Consider the following 23,989-nt stretch of genomic DNA (forward strand, 5'->3'; position numbering starts at 1 on the left):
TGAGCTGACACTGGAGTCATCGTTTCAGACGCAGAAGGAATCTCCTGCCTTCAGGTAGGGGAGGATGTCAACGATACGTCCGTGTATCCGCTGTCGAGCAAATCGTCGACCAACGTGGATTCGCCGCCACCGACATCAATGATGCTGGCCGCTGCCGTTGGGGCCGCGGCGCGGATATACGCCATCGAGCTTTGCAGGTGAGGCGCGTACCAGCTTACCTGCTCGGCCGACTTGCGTTGATAGACGCTTTCCCAATGGGATCGATTGGTCATGGTGCACTCGAATTCATCGCTTCTATACTGAGCTTACGACGTTGCGAGACTCGCGCCCGGCGCAGTTGTGACCCGTCCGGCGTGGATGTCATCGCGGGTTCACATTTGCCTCGAATCGGGCAAGGAGATTTTCCATGGCCAACACTCAAGGACAACTTGTCTTCACCCTGAACCACCTGATCGAAGTCGGCAAGGATGGCGAGCTCACTTGCATGACCGGCGCTCGCGAAGTGAGCAACGCCGAGATGCGCAGCGTCCTGAGCGGCACCGCCGATACCTGCCGCAATTCGGTGGCCGAGTTGCAGACTTTGGTCAGCTCGATGGGTGCCGTGCCGCGCGACCGTGGCACCATGACCGGCACGATGCATCGCGGCTGGATGGAGGTAATGCACATCATCGCACCACACAACGATGACGCGGTGCTGCAGTTATGCGAGCGTGAAGAAGAGGCGGCCAGGCGCGAGTACCGCTCGGCGCTGACGAAGGACATGCCGGATGAAGTCCGCTCGGTGCTCCTGCGCCAGTACGAAGGCATGCAGAAATACCATGAACGCATCCACGCCATGCGCGGCATGCAGATTCATTGATGCACCGTTTGTGTTCGAGCGCGTTCGAGCACGCTGATTGATCCGTTCGCACAGGCGGGCCGGCAGCCGGGAGGCTCCGGCCCGCTTCCTGTTTCGACGCACCCATCCGGTTAGCACGATACCGAGCGATTTCGACGTCTATAATCGGCCGGCACGATCGCAACGTCGAGCAACTTCGATCCTGGCCTCGCTTCTTGACGTGCCAACCAAGCCCAATTTTTTCTTAAGCCTTTCAACCGCGGAGAAAACAATGATTGACCACACCGGCGTTACGGTAAGCGACTATGCGAAGAGTCTCGCGTTCTATACGTCGGCGCTGGAGGCCATAGGTATGGCCAAGATCATGGAAATTCCCGCCAGCGTAACCGGACACACCGATGTTGCGGGTTTCGGGCCGCCGGGCAAGCCGGAGTTCTGGATCAGCCGCGGCAGGCCGAACGACCCGCCGGTTCATATTGCGTTCCGGGTAGATAGCCGGGCAGAGGTCGACGCGTTCTACCAGGCAGCGATCGCTGCAGGTGGTTGTGACAATGGTGCACCTGGAATCCGTGCGCATTATCACGCCGACTACTATGGCGCCTTCGTGCTGGATCCTGATGGCCACAATATCGAGGCGGTTTGTCACCGGCCCGCCTGAGAGAGCCGATTTCAAGGGCAGGGGGGCAGCAAGCGACCGAGCCAATAGCTCGGTCAATTGCGCGTTGGGACGGCTCCGAATGCGGCGATGGATCAGTGTCTTTCGGCAGTCTGCGACGGAAGATGCAACATCGCCCCGACAGCTTCGGCCTGGGAACGCGTGCCAGTCTTCTCGAAGATCGCGCGCAACTGGGTACGAACCGTGGCGACGGATACACCGGCGGCAGCGGCATACTCGTCGGGTGTCTTGCCGCCTATTAGCGCTTCACCCACCGCGGCCTCGGCCGCAGTCAGCCCGAACGCCTGCTGCAATTGTTTCGCGCGAACCAGTGGCACTTCGCCGCGGCGCCTGGCCGTTACCAGGATTTCCGCATGGCCGAAGGCCATTTGGGTATCGCGGCCAGGAAGTCGGCTGATACCCAGGAAGACTTCGGGCTGAAGGCCCGGTGCCGGCCGCAGTGCCAGGCTTTCTCCCTGGCGCGATCTCGCGGCACTGGTGATTGCGGCCTGCAGCCTGGCACTCTCGCTTGCTACGGTGGCGGACAGCCGCCCATGGCTGAGCTTCAGGCAGGTCGCGGCGCGCAGCATGTTCTCCGCCGATTGATTGGCAAAAACCACCTTCATGCTGCCATCGAGCGCGAATACGGCAACCCCCAGCTGCGCCATCAGTTCCGACCCTACGGCCGCGTCGCGATGCAGTACGCGCGCATCCATCCAGAGATTGATGGCGCGCTGCAGATGGGGCGACATGCTGTTGATGCCCTGGCGCTCCTGGTCCGAATAGGCCGGACGATCGTTCGAGCGCAACAGCCCTAGCAGGATGTCATCCGAACCGGTCCGCGACAGACGCGCACCGGCAAGGTAGCGGAAGCCCGTGGGAATATGAAAGTCCTGATAGAACTCGCTGCGCGCCACGTCAGCCTCGCTCAGGTAGTCCTGGCAGAACTGGAACTGGCCGATTTCCGCCTTGGCCACCACCTCGCGCCGCGGATCCAGCGCGCCGTAATACTGGTCATAGAGCGCCACGACCGTATCCCAGTGTTTGTCCGAGGTGTAGGCAGCCAGGTGTGGGGCGTTGCGTTCCGGGTCCCAACTGAACATATGGAATCCGGTGGCTCCCAGCGTTTCTACAGTTGTTTGAAACACGTCGAGAAAGCCGTCCCGTTGCAAGGCGGCCTCATAAAGGTCGCCAGTAAGATGGTCCCGTAGCAATGTCTTCCTCCCTGAACAGATTCTTTTCCTATTGACCGGCGCAGACGCCGGCAAGCCTCTAGTGGGCGTCGTTCAGCTTCGCACAACGACGACCTGGATCGTGCCCTGCGGATTGGGGGATTGACGGCATTTCATTCAAATGAATGATGCGCAAGGATTTTCCATTTCAGAGAATCGCAGCGCGAAGACGGGCCATGCCCGTCTCTCGCTTTCTGAAAACGACAGGGGGAATCCGGTTCATGAAAACAAGACTTATATTCGCGGCAATTGCCGCTGCCGCACTGAGCGCGTGCGGTGGTGGTTCCGATTCGACGACGCCGTCGGCTACACCAGTCACGCCGACCACCACCACCACCAAGTTGTCCGGCACCGCCGCGGTGGGTGCGGCATTGCCGAATGCCACGGTGCAGGCCAAATGCGCATCCGGTAGTGGTACGGCTACCACGGCGGCCGATGGCACTTTCACGATCAACATCCCGGACGCCAAGCGGCCGTGTGTGCTGAGCGTCACAACTGCCGACGGTACGGCGCTCCATTCGGTGGTCGAGGCCGGCACGAGCACGAGCGCCGTGGCCAACATCACGCCACTGACCGAGCTGATCACGGCATCGCTGGCCGGCGGCAATACCAAGGCCTTCTTTGACAGTTTCGATGCCGCTGCGCAATCGAAACTGAACGCCGATGGCCTCAGCGGCGCGATTGGAACGGTGAAGCTGATCCTGAGCGGCACGGTCGATCTGGCCGGCATGGATCCGCTCAAGGACACGCTCGTTGCCGCGCATGGCAATACGCCGGGCAACGCGTTGGACCAGCGGCTCGATACCTTGGGCACCGCGCTCTCCACGTCGAAGACATCGATCTCGGATCTGTCCGATGCCGTGGCCAGCAACAAGGGTTCGACGGACGGCATCAAGACCCTCCTGAATCCCGCATCGGCCACCTGCGCGACGTACCGCAGCGGCAAGTACCAGAAGGTGGACCTGACCGCGAACACGATCCAGCGGTTTACCGTGGACGCAGTCGCGCTTACACGCACCAATGACGCCACGAGCACATCGGAACTGTTCGAGGCGAATGCCACCGAAGTCTGCCGCTTTGGCAATGTCGATGCCAGGCTGATGGTTTCCAAGTCCGGCCTTGGGCTGGAGCGCCGCGCCGGCGCCCCGAGCCTGTTGATTCCGGAGCAGACCATTCCGCTGTCCGAACTGGCGGGCGACTGGGTGGCGATGAGCTATGAGCGCGCCACCAATCCTGGCAACTACGGCTCCGGCCTGATCCAGTTCAAGGTGGATGGCGCGGGCAAGTTCACCACGGCCGCCGATTGCGGCATGAGTGGCTGTGGTCAGCCCTGGCCTGCCGGTGACCTGCCGACGTTCTCGGTCAATGCCAATGGTGGCTTCGATCTTACCGACACCAGTGGTACGGCTCGCGCATTCGGCTTCAAGGGCGTGGATGGGCAACTCGCCATCGTGATCGTCCATGCAAATGGCTTCATGATCGCAAGGCATCCGGTCGCACGTGTACTGCCTGCACTGGGCTTCACCAACGCCTACTGGGATGCTTCGGTAAGCCCTGTTGGTGTCACCGACATCACCACGTTCTCGAACACGGTGACTGCCGTCGATACGACCGCCCACACGTACACGCGCCAGCGCAACGACGGCCGCATCGACACCTGGTATGACAACGTGCCGTCCACGGGTCTTCGTTACCGGCCTGCCGTGGCACCGGTCAACGCCATCCCGGGCGCCGCCGCGTCCATCGGCATGAACCTGTCCAATACGGGCCTGACCATTTCGATCAACGTCGACCCGAGCAACCCGTTCTATTCGATCTCGATTGACCGGCCGTAAGCCAGTCCGGCTGATTTTTGTTTGCTCCAGGCCCTGCGGGACTTTCGTCCCGCGGGGCCTTTTTTTATTGTTCGGGAACTGGAGGGCATCGTGTTTGCGGTCCCCGATCGACTGGGTACTCGCTCGTCTGGCTGTCAGTGCTGTCAATTGGAAGTTCCTTCCGGCAAGTGGGTCGGAGCGCTAAACTTTTTACAAAGTCAGGTGCGGTGCCAGGCTCGTGAATGGCGACCGGACAGGTGCGTAGATGCCGATTGATCACACGCACCCGATGTTGTCCTTGTCGACAGTTCGGCGCGAGTTCCTGGTCCGGCAACCCGTCGTCGCTGGTCGTTCGATGGGTTCACTCTTCAGGGAGGTAGCGCCATGGGCGAGTTTGCGATTCAGGAATTTCGCGGGAGGCTGATCGGTCCGTCAGACCAGGACTACGATGAGGCGCGAGCGCTGTACAACGGCATGATCGATAAGCGGCCCAAGGTGATCGCTCGCTGTGCCGACGCCGCCGATATCATGGCGGCGGTAAACTACGCGCGCGAAAACAACCTGCTTCTCGCAATACGCGGCGGCGGACACAATGGCCCCGGTTTGGGCAGTTGCGAGGGTGGACTAGTCATCGACCTGTCGCAGATGCGTAGCGTGCGTGTCGACCCCGCGAACCGCACGGTGCGTGTCGATCCAGGCTGCACTGCAGCGGATCTCGATCACGCGACCCACGCCTTTGGCGTCGCCGTACCGCTGGGCATCGTCGGCAGCACTGGCGTCGCAGGTCTCACCTTGGGCGGAGGAACCGGCTACCTCACGCGCAAGCACGGCCTCACGATCGATAATTTGCTAGAGGTGGATGTAGTGCTGGCCGACGGCTCTTTTGTCACCGCTAACAAGGACAAGCACGCTGACCTCTTCTGGGCGGTACGCGGTGGCGGCGGCAACTTCGGCGTGGTCACGAGTTTTCTGTTCCAGGCCCACCCCGCCAAGATGGTGTTCGCCGGTCCGATCTTCTGGGACGCCAGCGAAGCCAAGCAAGTCATGTCGATGTACCGCGACTTTATCCCACACGCGCCCGAAGAACTTGGCCTTTTTGTCGGCCTTAAAACCGTGCCTCCAACCGATCCCTTCCCCAAGGAGCACTGGAACAAACGCGCCTGCGCCCTGATCGGTGCTTTCAACGGGCCGATCGCAGAGGGTACCAAGCTCATGGACTCGCTGCTCCAGAAACTGCCCGCGCCGCTGTTCAACTGGATGGGCGAAATGCCGTGGACTGCCATTAACAGTCTGTTCGACCCCTTCTTCCCTAAAGGCTTGCAGTGGTACTGGAAGGGTGACTTTGTCAAGGCGCTGCCTGACGAGGCGATTGACGCGCACATCGCCAACGCGCTCAAGGCACCGACTCCTTTTTGCCTGATGCACCTCTATCCCATAGACGGCGCCGTTCGGCGGGTCGCCGCGGACGCCACGCCGTGGAGCGCTCGCGATGCGTCTTTTTCAATGGTAATTGCCGGGATCAGCGCGGATCCCAAGGACGCTGAGGCGCTAAAGACCTGGGGCCGTGCATACTGGGCGGCTGTCCACCCGTTCAATCTGGAAGGCGCCTATGTCAATTTCATGGACGCCGACGAGGCCGAGAATCGAGTCGAACTAAGCTACGCCGGGAACTACGCGCGCCTTGCCTCGATCAAGGCGAAGTACGATCCCAATAACCTGTTTCGGGTCAACCAGAACATTAAACCGAAAGCGTGAACGGGGCTATTTCTGGTGCTCTCCGTCCCACGCTGAGACGCCCCGCTTGAAAGCGGGCCCGACGCATCACGAGGACGACATCGAATAAAGGTGACGACATGTTGACGCAGCATACGAAGGACATTGTGAAAGCGACGGCGCCAGTGTTGGCGCAACATGGGTACGACATCATCAAGTGTTTCTACCAGCGTATGTTCAATGCCCATCCCGAGCTCAAGAACGTGTTCAACATGGCGCATCAGGAGCAGGGGCAGCAACAGCAAGCGTTGGCGCGGGCGGTCTATGCCTATGCCGAGAACATTGAAGACCCGGGTAGCCTGGCGGCGGTGTTGAAGAACATTGCGAACAAGCACGCCAGCCTGGGCGTCAAGCCAGAGCAATACCCGATCGTCGGGGAACATCTGCTGGCTGCCATCAAGGAAGTACTCGGCGCGGCGGCCACGGACGAGATCATTTCCGCATGGGCGCAGGCGTATGGCAACCTGGCTGACGTCCTGATGGGGATGGAGAGCGAACTGTACGAGCAATCGGCAACGCAGCAGGGCGGATGGAAAGGCTGGAGATCATTCGTCGTACGTGAGAAGCGGCCTGAAAGCAGCGTCATTACTTCGTTCATCCTGGAACCTGCCGATGGCGGCCCGGTGGTCAACTTCGCGCCCGGCCAGTACATCAGCGTGGCGATACAGGTCGCCGCGCTCGGCTTGCAGCAGATTCGCCAGTACAGCTTGTCCGATATGCCAAATGGGCGAAGTTACCGTATTTCGGTAAAGCGGGAGGCCGGTGGCCCGCAGCCGGCGGGCTATGTATCGTCACTGCTGCACGACAGTGTCAATGTCGGTGACGAGGTCCAGCTTGCAGCGCCCTACGGCACGTTCCATATCGACGTGAACGCGAAGACGCCACTGGTCCTGATCAGCGGTGGGGTGGGGCTGACGCCAATGGTCAGCATGCTCGAACAGGCGATCCAGGACCCCGATCGGCAGGTTGTTTTTATCCACGGTGCGCGCAATAGCGGCGTTCACGCGATGCGCGACCGGCTACGCGAGACAGCGAAGAAGAATCCGAATTTCAGTTTGGTCGTGTTTTACGACAATCCCTTGCCCGAAGACATGGCCGGCCGCGATTTTGACTATGCCGGGCTGGTCGACGTGCAAGCCATTCGCGACAAGATTTTGTTGCCGAATGCCGACTACTACATCTGCGGTCCGATTCCTTTCATGCGCAAGCAGCACGATGCACTCAAGGCGCTGGGCATACCCGAGGCGACCATTCATTACGAAGTGTTTGGTCCGGACCTGTTTGCCGAGTAGTGGCGCGGGCGGGTGCCTTCCATGGCGACCAGCATCCGCCTGCCTTCACGGGTGAGGCCGAAGGTGTTATCCGTTTTCCAACGCTGGCGGGCATCGACAAGACTGCGATCTATCAGTGCGTCGATGTCCCGGGGATCCAGGGTGACTGAGGAACCGCCGGATTCGAGGACTAGCAGCGCAGCGATTTCATGAGCGCTCAACATGGGCTGTCTCCACATGACCTAAGAAATGTCATAGCCATTTGCTTGGAAAATAACGACAGCGCGAAAAGTTTGCTCAACGAATCTCCATGTGGTTGACGATGATCAACTGCCGGGGCTGCCGGCGTGCATCCGAGCTATCGCGCGTGCCTGGCTACCGCACGGTGAACTTCCAGCGAGTGAGCCCAAAGTCCAATGAAAACGCGTAGTGCATGGTCTAGGTTCGAGGATTGAAGCGGGGCAATGCTGCCCCAGCACGTCATCGACGGTAACGACGTCGCGATTGACGTAGGTCATAAATGGTTGGCCCAGGTTGGAAGATTCAAAAAGGAATCACTATGCTCGACTCAAATGCTCGACTCCCGGCGCTTCTGTTCATCGTGGCCATAGGCAGTTTCCTCTCCATGTCGGCCGGTGCAACAGAACAGGCGCAGCAACGGCGAGAGGGGCGTGATGTCAGGCAGGACACGCGGCAGGGTTCCAGGGAAACGAAACAGGACTGCCGTGCGGCCGACCAGAAGAGTAATCCACAGTGCCGCCAGGACAAGCGGCAAGCCAAACAGCAGGGACGGCAGACCGCACGGGACATCAAGTACTGACCAGATACTGATGCGTCGCGCGGAGTCCTGCCGCGGTTCATGATTGCATTGCAAGAGGGGTGAAATGGCTACGCTAATGAAAGCCGCGGTCGTGCGGGAGTTCGGGGCGCCGCTCTCGCTTGAAGAGGTGCCGGTGCCAACGCCGGGCTTCGGACAAATCCAGGTAAAGATCGAGGCGTCAGGGGTCTGTCACACGGATCTTCATGCCGCGAACGGTGACTGGCCGGTGAAGCCGGCATTGCCGTTCATTCCGGGGCACGAAGGCGTCGGCTATGTCTCGGCGGTGGGCGGTGGCGTAACACGGGTAAAGGAAGGGGACCGTGTTGGCGTCCCATGGCTGTACAGCGCATGTGGATACTGCGAACACTGCCTGAAGGGATGGGAAACGCTTTGCGAGAGGCAGAAGAATACCGGCTACTCCGTCAATGGCGGGTATGCGGAGTACGTTGTGGCCGACCCGAACTACGTCGGGCTGCTGCCGGCTGGCGTCGATTTCATCGAGATTGCCCCGATACTGTGTGCCGGAGTGACTGTTTACAAGGGGCTTAAGGTGACGGACACCAGGCCAGGCCAATGGGTCGCCATCTCCGGCATCGGCGGACTCGGTCACGTGGCGGTGCAGTACGCGAGAGCAATGGGCCTTCGCGTGGCCGCCGTCGATATTGACGAGGAAAAGTTGTTGCTTGCCCGCAGGCTCGGGGCGGAACTGACGGTCAATGCCACGACAAACGATCCCGCCGCGTTTCTACAGAAGGAGCTTGGCGGTGTACATGGTGCACTCGTCACGGCTGTATCCCCGATTGCTTTCTCCCAGGCGATTGGCATGGTCCGCCGCGGCGGCACCATATCGCTCAATGGGTTACCGCCGGGTGACTTTCCTACGCCAATCTTCGATGTCGTACTGAAGGCCATCACGATCAGGGGTTCCATCGTGGGGACCAGAAGCGATCTTCAGGAAGCCCTTGAATTCGCGGCTGCGGGTGCGGTGACTGCCAGTACTTCCACTGCGAGCCTCGGCAACATCAATGAAGTGTTCGAAAGGCTGAAGGCCGGCCAGATCAACGGCCGGGTCGTCTTGAACCGATTCGGCGACTAGGTCCCATAGGACCGGGACCACCCATCGCATCTTCACTGGGGAGCGTCATGCTGGAACTCTTCGAATCGCTCACCCAGCGGGTGATCACGGAGTGGGAACTCCGCAAAAGAGGCGAGAGACTTTCCCGCGCCTACCATTGCCGTTGCAAATCGGCCATCTTCTTTCGCAACACCCAGTGCCTGAATTGCGCGTCCCAGTTGGGTTACCTGCCGGATACGCTGTCGATGGCCGCGCTTGATCCCGGCCCCGAGGCCGGCACGCTAAGCGCCGATGGCAATGATCGCCTGTACAAATACTGCGGCAATCGCGAGACGCCGGCGTTGTGCAACTGGATGCTGGATGCGAGCGATCCGGCCGCGCTTTGCATTGCCTGCCGTCTCAAGCATACGATCCCGGATCTCAACGACGTCGACAACGCGCGCTACTGGGCCGCGATTGAAGTCGCCAAGCGGCGCCTGGTGGCACAACTGCTTGCGTTCGGTCTTCCGGTGAAGTCCAAGGTCGATGAAGATCCCGAACGAGGCGTGATGTTCGATTTCCTGCGCTCGCCGCCTGAAGGCCCGGCGGTGATGACCGGCCATGCGAACGGTCTTATCACCATGAATGTGGAAGAAGCCGACGACGTCAAGCGCGAGAAGATCAAGCACGATCTGCACGAACCCTATCGCACGCTGCTTGGACACTTCCGGCACGAGATCGGCCATTACTACTGGGATCTGCTGGTGCGCGACACGACGTGGCTGGAGCCGTTCCGCCAGCTTTTTGGCGATGAGCGCGCGAGCTACGCCGAGGCGTTGAAGCGTAACTACGAACTGGGGCCGCCGGCGGACTGGCGCGACGCGTACATTTCTTCCTACGCCACCATGCATCCCTGGGAGGACTGGGCCGAGACGTGGGCGCATTACCTGCACGTGGTCGACACCATGGGCACGGCGCTTGGCTTTGGGCTGGAAGCCGATGATATCGACGGCAGGGTGACACCGTTTACAAGTGAGGACCTGTACGCACCGGATGATCCCGGAGCGTCGAGCTTCCTGTCGCTGCTCAACTCATGGATCGAGGTCATCATGGTCCTCAATGAACTGGCGCGCAGCATGGGGCAACCCGACTTCTATCCGTTCATCATGTCCAGGCCCGTGGTGGCCAAGTTGCAACTCGTGCACATGATCGTCTTCGATGCGCGCAACCACGGTGCGAAGGAAACAGAGCCCGTCGAGGAGGAAGCATGAGTGACGCGGTGGCGTCACCCAGGGGCTTGCGATCTTTAGGTCAAGTAACCTGACACGCCATCCCACAGCAACTTCATCGCCGTGACCACCAGCAAGCCATAGCATGCCCGATACATCTGGCGCTGGTCGAGCTTGTCATGCAGGCGCCAGCCCAGCCATACCCCTGAGGGGATGGCGAGAAGGCAAATCGCCATCAACTTCCAGACGGCGCCCACCGGCGTGGCCAGCGCCAGCCATGGCACCGCCTTGACGATATTGCCGACGGTGAAGAACATGCTGGTTGTGCCGGCATAGACCTGTTTGCTGAGGCCAAGCGGCAGCAGGTAGATCGCCAGCGGCGGCCCGCCGGAGTGGGCGACCATGGTGGTGATCCCCGAGGTCAGGCCTGCGGCTACGGCCTTGGGCGATGAACGAGGCTGCACCACGACCTCTCCGCCACGCAAGAGCCACAAGCCGACGAAAACCAGCGTGACCACCGCCATGACGATGGAAATCGCGCGGTGGTCCAGCACCCGGAACAGCAGGTAGCCCAGGCCAATGCCGACCACTAGCCCAGGCACCAGCAAGCGGAGATCAGGGCGGGACCACGTTGACGGCTTCCAGTAGCGCAGGCTGAACAGGTCCATCGCGATAAAAAGGGGCGCCAGCAGGCCGCCCGCTGCCACGGGATCCATTACCAGCGATAGCAGGGGAATGCCGACGATGGCAAAGCCTCCACCGAAGGCGCCCTTCATAAAGCAGATCAGGAACACGCCGGCGAACGTGACGAGGATGGTGGTGGCGTTCAGTTCCATGCTGCAAACCTCAGGGTATCGACAATCAGTCGGAGAAAGTACTGACCCATCGTAGTGCGCTGTATCAGTACAATCAAACGATTGTCATGGATACATTGACCATGCCCCGACATCGCTACAAGGAACTGGTCGACCGGTTCGCCGCAGACATTCAGGAAGGTCGCTTGCGTCCCGGCACACGGCTGCCTACTCACCGGGAGCTTGCCGCCAGCGAAGGGCTGGCGCTGGTTACCGCTACGCGCGTCTACGCGGAATTGCACGCCATGGGGCTGGTAAGCGGCGAGACCGGGCGCGGGACGTTTGTGAAGGAAGTGCTACCCCGTGGGCATGGCATCGACCTCCAGCCATGGAGTGACGACACGGTCGACCTGAGATTCAACAACCCATCGATGCCTGGCCAGGGTGATTTGCTTCGAGCGGCGTTGCGTGAGCTTGCCGGCGCAGGCAACCTGGAAGCGCTGCTCAGGTATCACCCTCATGGTGGCCGTGCGCGCGACCGGGCGACGATGGCGCGGCATCTGGCGGGTCGCGGCTTGCCAGCATCGGCGGACAACACCGTGCTGGTCAGCGGTGGGCAACACGGATTGACGGTGACGGCGATGGCGTTGCTGGAGCCGGGCGACGTGGTGGTAGTGGACGCGCTGACATACCCCGGTTTCAAGCTCACCGCCGAGGCTTGCCGGCTTGAACTTGTTGCGATCCCGGCGGCTGCCAACGGTCCGGACCTGGAGGCATTGGCAAGGCTGTGCCGGCGACGCAGGGTGCGCGCGGTGTACGCGATGCCCACCTTGCATAATCCGCTCGGGTGGGTCATGAGCGCGCGTCGTCGACGCGAGATGGTCGCTATCGCGCGGCAACACGGTCTGATCCTGATCGAGGATGCGGCGTATGCCTTTCTGGACGAGCACACTCCGCCGCCGTTGGCAGCGCTGGCGCCAGAATCGACCGTGTACGTGTCAAGCCTGTCCAAAAGCGTCGCAACCGGGCTGCGCATAGGATCAATCTGCGCGCCGCTTGCGTGGATTCCAAAACTCGAACGCACGATTCGCGCAACAACCTGGCATACACCGACGACGATGACGGCGATTGCCTGTGGTTGGATCGAGGACGGCACGGTTGCACGACTGGAAGCAGAGAAGCGGCAGGACGCAACGTTGCGCCAGCGCGTCGTGACCGAGGTGCTGGGGCACTTGAATCCGGTCCGCCATCCTGCGTCTTACTTTGTCTGGCTTCCCTTGCCTGAGGATACACGTGCCGACGCGGTGGCGAAGACGTTGCTGGGCGAACGTTTATCCGTGTCCACTGCGCAGCCGTTCGCCGCCTTGAAACAAGTGCCGCACGCCATCCGACTGGCCTTGGGCTCCGTCGCGATGGACACGCTCCGGCAGGCGCTCGGGACCGTGGCCAAAGTCGTCGATGATGTGGCTTACCTGTGAAGCTGCCTGCCGGCGACACGCATGATGCCGGGAGTGTATTGCGGTCAGTGCCGATGTGCTGCCGGTGCTGCCGGTGTTGCTGGTGCTGTCGGCTCCCGCCGGTCGGGCACCGTCACCATCACCACTTCGGTCGCCGCGATCTGGTGGGTCGGGTCGGCCAGTTCCAGTCGCAGCTTGTGGGGTCCCGGCGGCAGTCCCACCACAATGATGGGATCTTCGCTCGTATGGGCCCAGGTGGCGGGGCCCTCATCGACTGTCACATGCAAGTGGCCGATGCGCGGCGATACCTGCGCAGCGGTCTTGCCAAAGACGGGCATGACCCGGAAGTTCTCGGTACGAAACTGCACGATCACCACGCCACGTGCAAGCGCCTCAGCGATCGGTGCGTAAGTGATCAAGCGTGAAGCAGGCTCCGCTTCGAGCGGGAGGACGGCTGGAGGACGGCCGGCGTCCAGCGACGTCTGCGCCATTGCAGGCGTCAGCGTGGCCGCAACTGTCGCAGCGGCGAAAAGGTAGGTGAGCTTATGCATGTCTGTCTCCAACTCAGGCAATCCGTCTCAAGGACTAGGGCGCCGATCATGCCTTAACAAAATACTCGGCGAGCCATGTTTTTGTACGCGCGCGTATCTACACGTCGCTGGCGTACATCCCGATACGAATCGGCCCCACACGGCCACAGCAGGGATACAACGCTTTCCTCTAATGCTGCATATGCAACACATGCAGCGAGGGAAGTGAAATGAATGCGCACTCAACCAAACTTCGGTCAGCCCTGTCCGCGGGCGTCGCAGCTGCCGCGGTGGTCCTTGGTGGCCTGTCCGGCAACGCTGTTGCGGTGGATAGTCGGCCGGTTGCCGAAGTGAGCTATCTCGATCTCAGCCCCGAGATCCGGCTCCGGCGCATGGTGGTCCGCAATCCCGACCATCAAAGCACCACGGGCACCATGAACCTCAAGGGCACGGTGCTGTTCCTGCATGGATTTCCGGAAACGATGCTTGCCTGGCAGGAAGTCGCCCGTACGCTTGGCCAGGACTACGAAGTGCATGCGTTCGACTGGCCTGGTTATGGCGATTCGTCGCGCCCCACGCCGGACGTTTTCGCTTATGCGCCGCGTGACTACGCAAACATACTCACGCAGTACATCGACAAGGCAGGAATCGACAGGCGCAACCTGGTCATCTACGCCACGGATATTGGCGCATTACCGGCGTTGCTTGCGGCGCTCGATCAGCCTGACCTGGCAAGGACGCTTATCGTCGGTGACTTCGCGCCGTTCAATCGGCCCGAGTACATGCAGGGGCGGTTGCAGGCGCTGAAGGAACCGAAGTCGGCCGAGGTGGTGCGGCAGGCTTTCAACGCCACGCGCGACGAAATCCTGCGCAACGCGTTTACGCGCGGATTGCCCGATGCGTCAGGCTATTCGCTGCATCCTGACTTCCAGGCCGATATGGCTCGCGGATGGAGCAACGGCGCGCTGACGTCCGGTGATGCCTTCTACCACTACTACACGCACTTCACGCGCGACCAGGATGCCTTCGAGTCCGGCCTGCAGCGGCTGAAGACCCCGGTGAAAGTCGTCTGGGGCGAGCAGGACATCTATATCAGCAAGGATATGGGTGTCGAGTTCGCACGCAGGACTACCGCACCATTGCGGGTGCTGCCCGGCACCGGCCACTACCCCCATCTGCAGCACCCCGAGCACACCGTCGACGAGGTCCGTGACGCATTTCGCTGACACGGCATGACGTTGTCCGTGTCGCCACCACGGGCCGCCGATTTCCAGATGTGGCGAACACTCCTACTCATCCCAGCACAACATGACCCAGCCTACTGTCATCTATACCGGCAAGACCCGCACGACCGGTGGCCGCAACGGCAACGCCCGCAGCTCGGATAACCGGCTCGCCATCGAACTCTCCGGCCCGGGCAGCAACGGCCCCGGTACGAATCCCGAGCAACTTCTTGGCGCCGGTTGGTCCGCGTGCTTCCTTGGTGCCCTCGGCAGGGCGGCGCAGGCTGCTGGCGTGGTGCTGCCGAAGGATGCGGCCGTAGAGGCGGAGATCGACCTCTGCCGCCTGGAAGACGCCTTCCTGCTTGCGGCCCGCCTCAGTGTGTCGCTGCCGGGCATTGACGCCGACATGGCGCGATCACTTGCCGAGCGGGCACACCAGCTTTGTCCCTACTCCAAGGCGACGCGCGGAAACATCGATGTCGCCATCCATGTCATTTGACGCGGCCGATCTTTCATTACCCGATTTTTCATTGGAGTTGACCGTGAAGAAAACACTCATGCTTGCCGCAGCCGCGCTCGCGTACGCGGTAGCGCTACCTGCTGCCAACGCGCAGGCACCCGGCATCCATCGGACTGATCTCGTCAAGAACGATCTCAGTGCGCCGCAGCTGGAAGCAGTACAGGTTCGAGTCGACTTCGAGCCTGGTGCGTTCGCACCGAAACATGTACATCCCGGCGAGGAGATTGCCCATGTCCTGGAAGGTACGCTCGAATACCAGCTTGGCGACCAACCGCCGGTGACGCTCAAGACCGGGCAGGCACTGTTTATTCCTGCTGGAATGCCGCACTCTGCCCGCAATGTTGGTGGGACAAAGGCTTCTGAACTGGCGACCTATGTCGTGAAGAAGGGCGCACCCCTGGCCACGCCGGCCAAGTAGCGGCTGCATTCATGGCGCGGGGTCGGCAGGCGGGCCCCGCGGACCGGCGCTTTGTATCACTACGTATCAATGCCGGTTGCGGACACATTGCGAGACGGACAGGTGCTTCGGCGACACATCGCCGATACGTCTGCCATGCCTAATGGAAGCATGGCTTTTACTGGTTTACTGGAGAGGAGAATGATGATGCTGAAGAAGACCGTACCGGCACTGATGGTTGCCGCCCTGACCGCACTCGGTGCCGTGCAGCTGGCCCATGCGCAGAATTCGCCAAGGAAGGTGGATCCGTACTCGGACGGGGCGAAGACGGGCAAGCCCGATCCCTATCTGGACGGTGCCAAGTCCGACAAGTTTGATCCGTACACCAGCGGCGCCAAGAAATCGACCCGCACCGACCTGGCGCCAAGGAAAGCGGATCCGTACACCGACGGCGCCAAGACCGGCAAGCCCGATCCGTATCTGGACGGTGCCAAGGCTGGCAAGGCGGATCCGTATACCGACGGCGCAAAGAAGTAACGCTTCCGGTTTTTTCCCCTCTCCCGCATTGGCGGGAGAGGGGCCGGGGGTGAGGGCTGGCGGCTCAAGACGCGATATCGGCAATTTGAACCTCATGCCCTCTCACCCCGCGCGCGGGAGAGGGGAGCGAACCCGCAGGGAAATTTTTCCCCGCAGCTTTACTTCGCCGTAGGCATCGCGAACTCTGCGCCGCGCGCGGTATCGTTGGGCCAGCGTTGCATGATGCTCTTCTGACGGGTGTAGAAGCGCACGCCTTCTTCGCCGTAGGCATGCATGTCACCGAACAGCGAACGCTTCCAGCCGCCAAAACCATGCCATGCCATCGGTACCGGGATGGGCACGTTGATGCCAACCATTCCCACCTCGATGCGGCGGGAGAATTCGCGGGCGACCTGACCATCGCGCGTATAGCAGGCCACGCCGTTGCCGAATTCGTGTTCGTTGACCAGCTTCACGGCCTGTGCGAAGTCGTCCACGCGTACGCATGACAGCACGGGACCAAAGATCTCTTCCTTGTAGATGCGCATGTCCGGCGTGACGTTGTCGAACAGCGTTCCACCCGTAAAGAATCCTTGCTCGTGGCCGGGCACCTTGTAGTTGCGTCCATCCACCACCAGCTTCGCGCCTTCTTCCACACCCAGCGCAATATAGTTCTCGATGCGTTCCAGCGCTTGCCCGGTGACAACGGGGCCCATCTCGGCGTCTGCCTCCATGCCGTTCTTGATCACCAGTTCGCGCGCGCGGGCTTCGAGCTTCGGCATGATCTTGTCGGCCACGTCGCCGACCAGCACTGCCACCGAGATCGCCATGCAACGTTCACCTGCCGAGCCATAGGCGGCACCGATCAGCCCGTCCACGGCCTGGTCGATATCGGCGTCGGGCATCACTACCATGTGGTTCTTCGCGCCACCCAGCGCCTGGACCCGCTTGCCGAGTCGGGCGCCGGTCTCGTAGATGTAGTTTGCGATCGGCGTGGACCCGACGAAGCTCACGGCCTTGACATCATCGTGTTGGAGCAGGGCGTCGACCACGGTCTTGTCACCCTGGATGACGTTGAACACGCCATCGGGAAGGCCTGCCTGCTTGAGCAGTCGAGCCATGAACAGCGAAGCCGACGGGTCGCGCTCGCTTGGCTTCAGGATAAAGCAGTTGCCGGTGGCGATGGCCACCGGGAACATCCAGCACGGCACCATGCAAGGGAAATTGAACGGCGTAATGCCCGCGACCACGCCCAGCGGCTGGCGCATCGTCCAGTTGTCCATGCCGGTTGACACCTGATCGGTGAAATCACCCTTGAGCAACTGGGGCACGCCGCAGGCGAATTCGATGATGTCGATGCCGCGGCTGACTTCACCTGCGGCATCGCTGAGCACCTTGCCGTGCTCGGCCGTGATGATCGCGGCAAGCTCGTCCTTGTGCTGGTTCATCAGTTCCAGGAACTTCAACATCACGCGCGCCCGGCGAATCGGGGGCGTGTCGGCCCACTTGGGAAACGCCGCTACCGCGGAGGCCACGGCGGCATCGACGTCCTCGACCGTACCCAGGCGGACCTGGCGCGTTACCGCGCCGGTGGCGGGATTGAACACCGCCTGCGACCGCTTGCCATTGCCTTCATACGGTTCGCCGGAAACGAAATGAATCACGTCGGAGGGGTTGGTGTAGGGCGCCGTCATGGGAATCTCCTGTCAGTACTTAGGGCGGGGCAGGGTTGCCCGCCGCGTGATTGAGGTCTGGATGTCCGGAGTGTATGGACCGCCTGGACTGTGCGGTAGTCGTCCACCCACGAACTCACTGTTCAGGAAATTGATATGCTGCCATGCTACAGATGTGAAATGTCTTGTGAAATGTACGCGGCTGAAGGGGACGGGAATGCGCAAAGAGAACGTTGAGGAACTCTGGGAACACCTGCACTGGCTGGTGGTGTTGCAGCAGCAGGGCAGCTTCAGCAAAGCCGCCGCACGGCTTGGCGTCAGCAAGGCTTCCATGAGCCAGCACATTACCGATCTCGAAAAAGCGGCTGGCATTACGCTGGTACAGCGGACGACCCGCAGTGCGAGCCTGACCGATGCGGGGCGGCAATTGGTGGAGTCGATGCGCGGCGCATTCGAGCAGATCGCAACCGGCTATGCCAATGTCCGGGATCTGGCGGGGGCGCCACGGGGCTTTCTGCGCGTGACGGCGCCGGTGGCCTTCGCGCGGCAACAGCTGGTCCCGCGGCTGCCGGACTTTCTGCGCCAGTACCCGCAGATCCAGCTCGAACTGGATATGTCCGATCGCCTGCGGCCGCTGGCCCAGGAGGGTTTCGATATCGCGGTCAGGCATACCTCCACACCGCCCGAAACCCATGTGGCATGGACGTTGGCGGCAACGCGCACGCTTCTGGTGGCCAACCGTAGCTACCTGCGCAGCAGGGGAACACCAGAGACGCCGGAAGCCTTGCTCGAGCACGCGTGCCTTCACTATCCACGGGCGCAGGGAACTGCCACCTGGACCTTTATTCCTGCTGTGGCGGAGCCCGGTGCCAGGCATGCTGATCCCGTGACGATCCCGGTCACCGGGCCGCTGGCCGTCAATAACAGCGAAGCGTTGCGTGATGCCGCGATCGAAGGATTGGGCATCGCGTTGCTTCCTGATTTCAGCGCGCAATCAGCACTGGAAACGGGGCGCCTCGTGGAGATATTGCCGCAGTGGCGACCCACGGGGGCATTTGGAGACTGGCTCTATGCAATCCGGCCATATTCGGCGCACGCCTCGCGGGTCTCCCAGGTGTTCGTGGACTACTTGCGCGAGACTTTTTCCGAGGGTTTTGCGTCAACGCCGCCCACCCTGATCTAGGAATGGCTACAACAAGTAACTATTAAGCCATTTTTTATTCTTAAGTTCAAAAAATATCAAGATATAAATCATTGATTCAGAAATATCGATTACTTAAACTCGTTTCAACACAACCACAGAAGACCACGACCGAAAAACGGTCGGGTATGGAGACAAAATGCTCGGTTCCGAACTCGTCATTCGAGCGCTGGCGCGCCGCGGTGTTACCACGATCTTCAGCCTGTCGGGCAATCAGATCATGCCGCTCTACGACGCGTGCATCGATGCCAATATCCGCATCGTGCACGTGCGTCACGAAGCCGCCGCGGTGTTCATGGCCGATGCATGGTCGCAGGTGACCGGCCAAATCGGCGTGGCGATGCTTACGGCCGCGCCCGGCATCGCCAACGGCATGGCGCCGCTGTTCTCGGCACTGCAGGCGGAAAGCCCGGTGCTGCTGCTCTCTGGCGACTCCCCGGTGGCGGAGGACGGAATGGGGGCATTCCAGGAACTCGATCAGGTCGCGATGACCACGCCCCTGACCAAGTGGTCGAAGCGGGTAACCGACGCACGGAGTCTGGTCTCGACGGTCGACACGGCGATTTCCACGGCAATGACCGACCGTCGCGGCCCGGTTCACCTGGCGCTTCCGTTCGATCTGATGACGCGTGAATCCGGTCTCGATGCATTGCCGGCGCAGATCCCGGATGCGGCCCCCGTGGCGCCAGCTACCGCTGCCATCGAGTCCATCGCACAACTGCTGGAACAAGCGCGTCGACCACTGATCCTGGCTGGACCTTCATTCTGTCGCGAGCCAGGCGGGGCTCAACTGCGTACGCGCAGCCAGTCGCTGAACGTTCCCATGGTGTCGATGGAGAGCCCGCGCGGCCTGCGCGACCCCTCGCTTGGTGCGCTTGCCGAGGTGGTCGCCGAATCAGACCTGATCGTGCTGCTGGGCAAACGCCTTGATTTCACCACCGGGTTCGGGCGCGAGAACGTCTTCGGCAAAACGGCCCGTGTGGTGGTCATCGATCCCGACGTCGACATGATGCGGCGCGCCGAGCGACTGCTGGGCGACCGGCTGGCCGCGCGCTGCGTGGCAGACGTGGGGGCCGCGCTGGCTGCCCTGGAGTCGGTTGCTCGCAAGCCGGGTGTGGAACGGGGCGACTGGATCCAGCGTGTCACGGCAGCCCGCCTCGAACGAGGTTCCCCGGTGCCCGCGTCGGCATCGGGCATTCATCCGCGGGCCCTGTGTGAAACCGTCGACGCCTTTCTGCGCGAAGTGCCTTCGCCCGTGCTGGTCTGCGACGGCGGTGAATTCGGCCAATGGGCGCAGGCGTTCTGCAGCGCGCCAACACGGATCATCAATGGCATGTCGGGGGCTATCGGCGGCGGCATCTGCTACGCCATTGCCGCCAAGATCGCCCGGCCCGAGTCCACCGTGGTGCTGCTGATGGGCGATGGCACCGCCGGTTTCCATCTGTCCGAGTTCGATACCGCAGTGCGCGAGCAGGCAGCAGTGATAGCCGTCATTGGCAACGACCTGCGCTGGAACGCCGAACACGTGATTCAGCAGCGCACCTACGGCGAGGATCGCCTGATTGGATGCACGTTGAGCGCATCGGCGCGCTATGACGCGGCAGTGGCCGGGTTGGGCGGGTTTGGCAGGTCGGTCGAGCAACTCGACGAGCTGGCGCCAGCCCTCAAGGCCGCACTCGACAGCCAGCGGGCGGCTTGCCTCAACGTGCAGATGGAAGGACATCCGGCGCCGGTCTTCGCGCGCAACCAGGCTGGCGCGTCGGCGCACTGAATGAAACGGGGGAGAGTGATGGAGGCAACAACAGCAACACAGGCGACCACGGCAACCACGGCCGCGCAACGCACGCTGACGGTACGGATTGCCCGCGGCACCGAGGAAGGCAATTTCGCCACGTATGAAGTGCCATGGCGCGAGAACCAGACGGTTCTCGATGTGGTGACCGAAGTGCAGCGCCGCATCGATTCCACATTGTCGTACCGCTTTGCATGCCGGGTAGGTGTGTGCGGATCGTGTGCGATGACGGTGAACGGCAAGCCGCGCTGGACCTGCCGCACGCACGTGAGCCGGGTCGAGGAAGACGGCGTGATCGTGATCGAGCCGCTGCGCAATATGCCGCGCATCAAGGACCTCGTGGCCGACATGTCGGAGTTCTTCGACAAGTGGAAGAAGGCCGGCAACACGTTCGTTGGTACCGCGACGCGCCACGACCCACCGGCAGCGGTGTCCCCGACCAGCAAGAAGCGCAAGCAGGCCGATGCGGCCATCGAATGTATCAATTGCGGCGTTTGCTATGCCTCGTGCGACGTGGTGGCCTGGGACAAGGAATACCTGGGGCCGGCTGCCTTGAATCGCGCATGGACGCTCTTCAACGACGAACGCCATGCCGATCCGAAGGACGTCCTGAAAAAAGCGACTTCCGGCAGCGGATGCAATTCCTGCCACACCCAGGGTAACTGCATGACGCATTGCCCAGTCAGCCTGAGCCCGACCGGCAGCATTGCGGGCCTGAAGAAGAACGCCCTGCTGCAATTCCTGAAGGGAGGTGACTGATCATGGAGCAGCGTCTGTTCGCACTCCAGCGTCTCAGCGCGATGGTCATGGCGCCGTTCGTGCTGGTGCACCTGGGCGTGATCCTGTATGCGGTGCGAGGGGGTCTGACCGCGGCTGAAATCCTTTCCCGCACGCAGGGCAGCCTGCTCTGGATCCCGTTCTACTCGCTGTTCGTGGTCAGTGTTGCGGTCCATGTGCCAATTGGCCTGCGCAATATCCTGATCGAGTGGGGCAGGCTGAGCCGCGGTGCTGCTACCGCTTGCTGCTTCGCGTTCGGTCTGTTGCTGCTGTCGATGGGCCTGCGCGCCGTGGCGGCGGTAGGAGGTTTGCTGTCATGAAGTCGCCAAGAAATCACCGTGCCTATTGGGCGTTTCTTGGGCACCGTCTGTCCGGGCTGGCACTTGGCATCTTTCTGCCTGCGCACTTCTATGTGCTGGGTCTCGCGCTGGACCAGCAGGCGCGCATGGATGCCTTCCTGAAGTTTGCCGACATGGGCGCGGTCAAGTTCGGCGAATGGGGCCTGGTGCTGCTGCTGTCCATTCACATGTGCTTTGGCCTGCGACTGCTGGCGCTGGAGCTCCTGCCATGGAGTTCCACCCGCGACGCACGCCTTTCGTGGATCAGTTGGGGCGGCGCGCTGTCGCTGTTCGTCGGCGTGATCTTTGCCCTGGGGGTAATCTGAAATGCAAATCGAGAACCACAAGACAGACATCCTGATCCTTGGCACCGGTGGGGCAGGGCTGTTTGCTGCCTTGCATGCGAAGAAGGCCAATCCCGCGCTCAAGGTATCGGTCGCGGTCAAGGGCCTGCTAGGCAAGTGCGGCTGTACACGGATGGTGCAGGGCGGCTACAACGTGGCACTGTCCACCGGCGATTCGGTCGAGCGCCATTTCATGGACACGATCGAAGGCGGCAAGTGGCTGCCGCGCCAGGATCTGGCATGGCGGCTGGTTGAAGGTGCGATCGAGCGGGTGCGCGAACTCGAGAACGAGATCGGCTGCTTCTTCGACCGCAACCCCGACGGCACGCTGCACCAGAAGGCCTTCGCCGGGCAGAGCTTTGACCGCACGGTTCACAAGGCCGACCTGACCGGCATCGAGATCATCAACCGGCTGATGGAACAGGTGCGGGCGCTCGACGTGGAAGAGCTGGAGGAGCATCGGGCCATCGAACTGATCCCGGCCGCGGACGGTTCCGGTATCTCTGGCGTGCTGTTTATCGACATGCGCCGCGGCACCTATCGCTTCGTACAGGCCAAGGCAGTGCTGCTGGCCACCGGTGCCGGACCGACGATGTACCGCTACCACACGCCGTCCGGTGACAAGACCTGCGATGGACTGGCGATGGCCATGCGTTATGGCCTGAGCCTGCGCGACATGGAGATGGTGCAGTTCCACCCGACCGGGCTGCTGGGCGGACCTGATACCCGCATGACCGGCACGGTGCTCGAAGAAGGCCTGCGCGGTGCTGGTGGCTGGCTGATCAATGGCAACGGCGACCGCTTCATGACCAACTATGACGCGCGCGGAGAGCGGGCCACACGCGATGTGGTCAGCCGCGGCATCTATGCGGAAATGCGTGCGGGACGGACCGGACCGATGGGCGGCGTCTATATCCAGATGAGTCATCTGGGCCCAGAGAAGGTGGCCAAGTCCTTCCCCGGAATGGTCAATCGATGCAAGGACTGTGGCTTCGACCTGGCCGGCGGACGTGTAGAGGTGGTGCCGACCGCGCACTACCTGATGGGTGGCCTGGAGTTCGATGTGGATTGCAGTACCGCGTCTCCGGGGCTGTTTGCTGCCGGGGAAGACTGCGGCGGCGTGCATGGCGCCAATCGGCTGGGCGGCAACGGCGTTGCCAACTCGACGGTGTTCGGTGGTATTGCGGGCGATTCCATGGCCGCATACGTACCGAAGGTGCCGCACTGGAAAGAGCCGGACAAGCGGGTCATCCAGAGTGGCATCGAGCGAGCCGAGTATCCGTTTTCGAAAGCCCCGGGCGCGATTCACGATCTGCGCGATGCGCTGGCCCAGACGATGTGGGATGACGTTGGCGTCCTGCGCACCGAACAGGCGATGCGGCGCGGCCTGGACTCCATTGCCACACATCGTGATGCATTGCTGGCGATGGGTGTTCCGGACGGAGACCGGCGCTACAACGTTACCTGGCACGACTGGCTCAATCTGCAAAGCCTGGTGGACATGTCCCGCGTGATAACGGTATCCGCGCTGGCCCGCGAGAACAGCCGGGGCGCACATTTCCGCGAAGACTTTCCCGAGGCCGGCGATCTGCACAGCAGTCGCTATACCCGCGTGACCGCGGATGGCGACGATATTCGCCTGGAGATGGTTTCGGTGAAGTTCGACATCGTGACGCCAGGCACATCACTGATTACCGGTGAGGCCGGTCAACCCCCCAAAGTTGCAGCATAGAGGACCGCT

General features: G+C 61.7%; 25 protein-coding genes. 19 read left to right on the forward strand and 6 right to left on the reverse strand.

What is annotated here, in order from left to right; translation table 11 throughout:
• Positions 1–50 precede the first annotated feature (50 nt).
• On the reverse strand, positions 51–272 hold the full coding sequence (locus ACO550_RS20825) for a hypothetical protein (protein WP_315593850.1): 222 nt from the start codon (positions 270–272) through the stop codon (positions 51–53).
• Between the two features lie 134 nt (positions 273–406).
• Here ACO550_RS20825 and ACO550_RS20830 point away from each other — a divergent pair, with 134 nt between their 5' ends.
• Together ACO550_RS20830 and ACO550_RS20835 are read left to right on the forward strand one after the other, a co-directional pair.
• Complete coding sequence (locus ACO550_RS20830; protein WP_315593851.1) at positions 407–859, forward strand: PA2169 family four-helix-bundle protein; 453 nt, start codon at positions 407–409, stop codon at positions 857–859.
• A gap of 250 nt (positions 860–1,109) precedes the next feature.
• Complete coding sequence (locus tag ACO550_RS20835) at positions 1,110–1,496, forward strand: VOC family protein (protein ID WP_315593852.1); 387 nt, start codon at positions 1,110–1,112, stop codon at positions 1,494–1,496.
• 92 nt (positions 1,497–1,588) lie between these two features.
• On the opposite strand, the gene ACO550_RS20840 is transcribed toward ACO550_RS20835, so the two are convergent.
• On the reverse strand, positions 1,589–2,596 hold the full coding sequence (locus tag ACO550_RS20840) for a helix-turn-helix transcriptional regulator (RefSeq protein ID WP_485994949.1): 1,008 nt from the start codon (positions 2,594–2,596) through the stop codon (positions 1,589–1,591).
• A gap of 350 nt (positions 2,597–2,946) precedes the next feature.
• On the opposite strand from ACO550_RS20840, the gene ACO550_RS20845 reads away from it, so the two are divergent.
• The 3 genes from ACO550_RS20845 (at position 2,947) to hmpA (ending at position 7,604) form a co-directional block, all read left to right on the forward strand.
• Positions 2,947–4,560: a hypothetical protein gene (locus ACO550_RS20845; RefSeq protein ID WP_315593854.1), complete on the forward strand. Its 1,614-nt coding sequence runs from the start codon at positions 2,947–2,949 to the stop codon at positions 4,558–4,560.
• Positions 4,561–4,923: 363 nt separating this feature from the next.
• Positions 4,924–6,294, forward strand: a complete 1,371-nt coding sequence (locus ACO550_RS20850; protein WP_315593855.1) for an FAD-binding protein — start codon at positions 4,924–4,926, stop codon at positions 6,292–6,294.
• Positions 6,295–6,392: 98 nt separating this feature from the next.
• Complete coding sequence (gene hmpA / locus ACO550_RS20855; protein WP_315593856.1) at positions 6,393–7,604, forward strand: NO-inducible flavohemoprotein; 1,212 nt, start codon at positions 6,393–6,395, stop codon at positions 7,602–7,604.
• Here the strand turns inward: hmpA and ACO550_RS20860 are convergent.
• Entirely contained in the window at positions 7,568–7,807 is a 240-nt protein-coding gene (locus ACO550_RS20860) for a hypothetical protein (RefSeq protein WP_315593857.1), read from the reverse strand. The two genes, hmpA and ACO550_RS20860, sit on opposite strands and share 37 nt — an antisense overlap.
• 335 nt (positions 7,808–8,142) lie before the next feature.
• On the opposite strand from ACO550_RS20860, the gene ACO550_RS20865 reads away from it, so the two are divergent.
• From ACO550_RS20865 to ACO550_RS20875, 3 genes are all read left to right on the forward strand, one after another.
• Complete coding sequence (locus ACO550_RS20865) at positions 8,143–8,403, forward strand: hypothetical protein (protein ID WP_315593858.1); 261 nt, start codon at positions 8,143–8,145, stop codon at positions 8,401–8,403.
• A 64-nt stretch (positions 8,404–8,467) separates the two neighbouring features.
• The gene (adhP, locus tag ACO550_RS20870; RefSeq protein WP_315593859.1) at positions 8,468–9,499 is read left to right on the forward strand and encodes an alcohol dehydrogenase AdhP; all 1,032 of its coding nucleotides are present in this window, start codon (positions 8,468–8,470) and stop codon (positions 9,497–9,499) included.
• Between the two features lie 47 nt (positions 9,500–9,546).
• Positions 9,547–10,728 carry a zinc-binding metallopeptidase family protein gene (locus ACO550_RS20875; protein ID WP_315593860.1) on the forward strand — a complete coding sequence of 394 codons (1,182 nt, stop codon included), beginning with the start codon at positions 9,547–9,549 and terminating at the stop codon, positions 10,726–10,728.
• Between the two features lie 35 nt (positions 10,729–10,763).
• On the opposite strand, the gene ACO550_RS20880 is transcribed toward ACO550_RS20875, so the two are convergent.
• On the reverse strand, positions 10,764–11,522 hold the full coding sequence (locus ACO550_RS20880) for a TSUP family transporter (RefSeq protein WP_315593861.1): 759 nt from the start codon (positions 11,520–11,522) through the stop codon (positions 10,764–10,766).
• A 101-nt stretch (positions 11,523–11,623) separates the two neighbouring features.
• On the opposite strand from ACO550_RS20880, the gene ACO550_RS20885 reads away from it, so the two are divergent.
• Complete coding sequence (locus tag ACO550_RS20885) at positions 11,624–12,958, forward strand: aminotransferase class I/II-fold pyridoxal phosphate-dependent enzyme (RefSeq protein WP_315593862.1); 1,335 nt, start codon at positions 11,624–11,626, stop codon at positions 12,956–12,958.
• A gap of 44 nt (positions 12,959–13,002) precedes the next feature.
• Here ACO550_RS20885 and ACO550_RS20890 read toward each other — a convergent pair whose 3' ends face one another.
• Positions 13,003–13,488: a DUF6130 family protein gene (locus ACO550_RS20890; RefSeq protein ID WP_315593863.1), complete on the reverse strand. Its 486-nt coding sequence runs from the start codon at positions 13,486–13,488 to the stop codon at positions 13,003–13,005.
• A 209-nt stretch (positions 13,489–13,697) separates the two neighbouring features.
• Here ACO550_RS20890 and ACO550_RS20895 point away from each other — a divergent pair, with 209 nt between their 5' ends.
• The 4 genes from ACO550_RS20895 to ACO550_RS20910 all read left to right on the forward strand — a co-directional run bounded on the left by ACO550_RS20895 (position 13,698) and on the right by ACO550_RS20910 (position 16,144).
• On the forward strand, positions 13,698–14,693 hold the full coding sequence (locus ACO550_RS20895; RefSeq protein WP_315593864.1) for an alpha/beta fold hydrolase: 996 nt from the start codon (positions 13,698–13,700) through the stop codon (positions 14,691–14,693).
• 82 nt (positions 14,694–14,775) lie between these two features.
• The gene (locus ACO550_RS20900; RefSeq protein ID WP_315593865.1) at positions 14,776–15,189 is read left to right on the forward strand and encodes an organic hydroperoxide resistance protein; all 414 of its coding nucleotides are present in this window, start codon (positions 14,776–14,778) and stop codon (positions 15,187–15,189) included.
• A complete protein-coding gene (locus tag ACO550_RS20905) occupies positions 15,167–15,628 on the forward strand; it encodes a cupin domain-containing protein (protein ID WP_315593866.1) in 462 nt (153 codons plus the stop codon). Before ACO550_RS20900 ends, ACO550_RS20905 begins: the two co-directional genes overlap by 23 nt.
• Before the next feature lie 186 nt (positions 15,629–15,814).
• Positions 15,815–16,144: a hypothetical protein gene (locus ACO550_RS20910; protein ID WP_315593968.1), complete on the forward strand. Its 330-nt coding sequence runs from the start codon at positions 15,815–15,817 to the stop codon at positions 16,142–16,144.
• 158 nt (positions 16,145–16,302) lie between these two features.
• Here the strand turns inward: ACO550_RS20910 and ACO550_RS20915 are convergent, their stop codons facing one another.
• Positions 16,303–17,817, reverse strand: a complete 1,515-nt coding sequence (locus tag ACO550_RS20915; RefSeq protein WP_315593867.1) for a CoA-acylating methylmalonate-semialdehyde dehydrogenase — start codon at positions 17,815–17,817, stop codon at positions 16,303–16,305.
• A 196-nt stretch (positions 17,818–18,013) separates the two neighbouring features.
• Between ACO550_RS20915 and ACO550_RS20920 the strand changes: the two genes are divergently transcribed.
• The 6 genes from ACO550_RS20920 to ACO550_RS20945 all read left to right on the forward strand — a co-directional run bounded on the left by ACO550_RS20920 (position 18,014) and on the right by ACO550_RS20945 (position 23,980).
• Positions 18,014–18,979, forward strand: a complete 966-nt coding sequence (locus tag ACO550_RS20920; protein WP_315593868.1) for a LysR family transcriptional regulator — start codon at positions 18,014–18,016, stop codon at positions 18,977–18,979.
• 157 nt (positions 18,980–19,136) lie between these two features.
• A complete protein-coding gene (locus ACO550_RS20925) occupies positions 19,137–20,768 on the forward strand; it encodes a thiamine pyrophosphate-binding protein (protein ID WP_315593869.1) in 1,632 nt (543 codons plus the stop codon).
• A gap of 18 nt (positions 20,769–20,786) precedes the next feature.
• Complete coding sequence (locus ACO550_RS20930) at positions 20,787–21,548, forward strand: succinate dehydrogenase/fumarate reductase iron-sulfur subunit (protein ID WP_315593870.1); 762 nt, start codon at positions 20,787–20,789, stop codon at positions 21,546–21,548.
• 2 nt (positions 21,549–21,550) lie between these two features.
• The gene (locus ACO550_RS20935) at positions 21,551–21,886 is read left to right on the forward strand and encodes a succinate dehydrogenase (protein ID WP_315593871.1); all 336 of its coding nucleotides are present in this window, start codon (positions 21,551–21,553) and stop codon (positions 21,884–21,886) included.
• On the forward strand, positions 21,883–22,230 hold the full coding sequence (locus tag ACO550_RS20940; RefSeq protein WP_315593872.1) for a succinate dehydrogenase/fumarate reductase transmembrane subunit: 348 nt from the start codon (positions 21,883–21,885) through the stop codon (positions 22,228–22,230). Before ACO550_RS20935 ends, ACO550_RS20940 begins: the two co-directional genes overlap by 4 nt.
• A 1-nt stretch (position 22,231) precedes the next feature.
• Complete coding sequence (locus tag ACO550_RS20945) at positions 22,232–23,980, forward strand: L-aspartate oxidase (RefSeq protein WP_315593873.1); 1,749 nt, start codon at positions 22,232–22,234, stop codon at positions 23,978–23,980.
• Positions 23,981–23,989 lie beyond the last annotated feature (9 nt).

It is taken from the genome of Cupriavidus sp. (genome assembly GCF_057315035.1).

Bases quoted from the DNA above. Each gene is read 5' to 3' on its own strand.
- ACO550_RS20825 (WP_315593850.1), bottom strand. From the start codon at position 272: ATGACCAATCGATCCCATTGGGAAAGCGTCTATCAACGCAAGTCGGCC.
- ACO550_RS20830 (WP_315593851.1), top strand. From the start codon at position 407: ATGGCCAACACTCAAGGACAACTTGTCTTCACCCTGAACCACCTGATC.
- ACO550_RS20835 (WP_315593852.1), top strand. From the start codon at position 1,110: ATGATTGACCACACCGGCGTTACGGTAAGCGACTATGCGAAGAGTCTC.
- ACO550_RS20840 (WP_485994949.1), bottom strand. From the start codon at position 2,596: ATGTTCAGTTGGGACCCGGAACGCAACGCCCCACACCTGGCTGCCTAC.
- ACO550_RS20845 (WP_315593854.1), top strand. From the start codon at position 2,947: ATGAAAACAAGACTTATATTCGCGGCAATTGCCGCTGCCGCACTGAGC.
- ACO550_RS20850 (WP_315593855.1), top strand. From the start codon at position 4,924: ATGGGCGAGTTTGCGATTCAGGAATTTCGCGGGAGGCTGATCGGTCCG.
- hmpA (WP_315593856.1), top strand. From the start codon at position 6,393: ATGTTGACGCAGCATACGAAGGACATTGTGAAAGCGACGGCGCCAGTG.
- ACO550_RS20860 (WP_315593857.1), bottom strand. From the start codon at position 7,807: ATGTTGAGCGCTCATGAAATCGCTGCGCTGCTAGTCCTCGAATCCGGC.
- ACO550_RS20865 (WP_315593858.1), top strand. From the start codon at position 8,143: ATGCTCGACTCAAATGCTCGACTCCCGGCGCTTCTGTTCATCGTGGCC.
- adhP (WP_315593859.1), top strand. From the start codon at position 8,468: ATGGCTACGCTAATGAAAGCCGCGGTCGTGCGGGAGTTCGGGGCGCCG.
- ACO550_RS20875 (WP_315593860.1), top strand. From the start codon at position 9,547: ATGCTGGAACTCTTCGAATCGCTCACCCAGCGGGTGATCACGGAGTGG.
- ACO550_RS20880 (WP_315593861.1), bottom strand. From the start codon at position 11,522: ATGGAACTGAACGCCACCACCATCCTCGTCACGTTCGCCGGCGTGTTC.
- ACO550_RS20885 (WP_315593862.1), top strand. From the start codon at position 11,624: ATGCCCCGACATCGCTACAAGGAACTGGTCGACCGGTTCGCCGCAGAC.
- ACO550_RS20890 (WP_315593863.1), bottom strand. From the start codon at position 13,488: ATGCATAAGCTCACCTACCTTTTCGCCGCTGCGACAGTTGCGGCCACG.
- ACO550_RS20895 (WP_315593864.1), top strand. From the start codon at position 13,698: ATGAATGCGCACTCAACCAAACTTCGGTCAGCCCTGTCCGCGGGCGTC.
- ACO550_RS20900 (WP_315593865.1), top strand. From the start codon at position 14,776: ATGACCCAGCCTACTGTCATCTATACCGGCAAGACCCGCACGACCGGT.
- ACO550_RS20905 (WP_315593866.1), top strand. From the start codon at position 15,167: ATGTCGCCATCCATGTCATTTGACGCGGCCGATCTTTCATTACCCGAT.
- ACO550_RS20910 (WP_315593968.1), top strand. From the start codon at position 15,815: ATGCTGAAGAAGACCGTACCGGCACTGATGGTTGCCGCCCTGACCGCA.
- ACO550_RS20915 (WP_315593867.1), bottom strand. From the start codon at position 17,817: ATGACGGCGCCCTACACCAACCCCTCCGACGTGATTCATTTCGTTTCC.
- ACO550_RS20920 (WP_315593868.1), top strand. From the start codon at position 18,014: ATGCGCAAAGAGAACGTTGAGGAACTCTGGGAACACCTGCACTGGCTG.
- ACO550_RS20925 (WP_315593869.1), top strand. From the start codon at position 19,137: ATGCTCGGTTCCGAACTCGTCATTCGAGCGCTGGCGCGCCGCGGTGTT.
- ACO550_RS20930 (WP_315593870.1), top strand. From the start codon at position 20,787: ATGGAGGCAACAACAGCAACACAGGCGACCACGGCAACCACGGCCGCG.
- ACO550_RS20935 (WP_315593871.1), top strand. From the start codon at position 21,551: ATGGAGCAGCGTCTGTTCGCACTCCAGCGTCTCAGCGCGATGGTCATG.
- ACO550_RS20940 (WP_315593872.1), top strand. From the start codon at position 21,883: ATGAAGTCGCCAAGAAATCACCGTGCCTATTGGGCGTTTCTTGGGCAC.
- ACO550_RS20945 (WP_315593873.1), top strand. From the start codon at position 22,232: ATGCAAATCGAGAACCACAAGACAGACATCCTGATCCTTGGCACCGGT.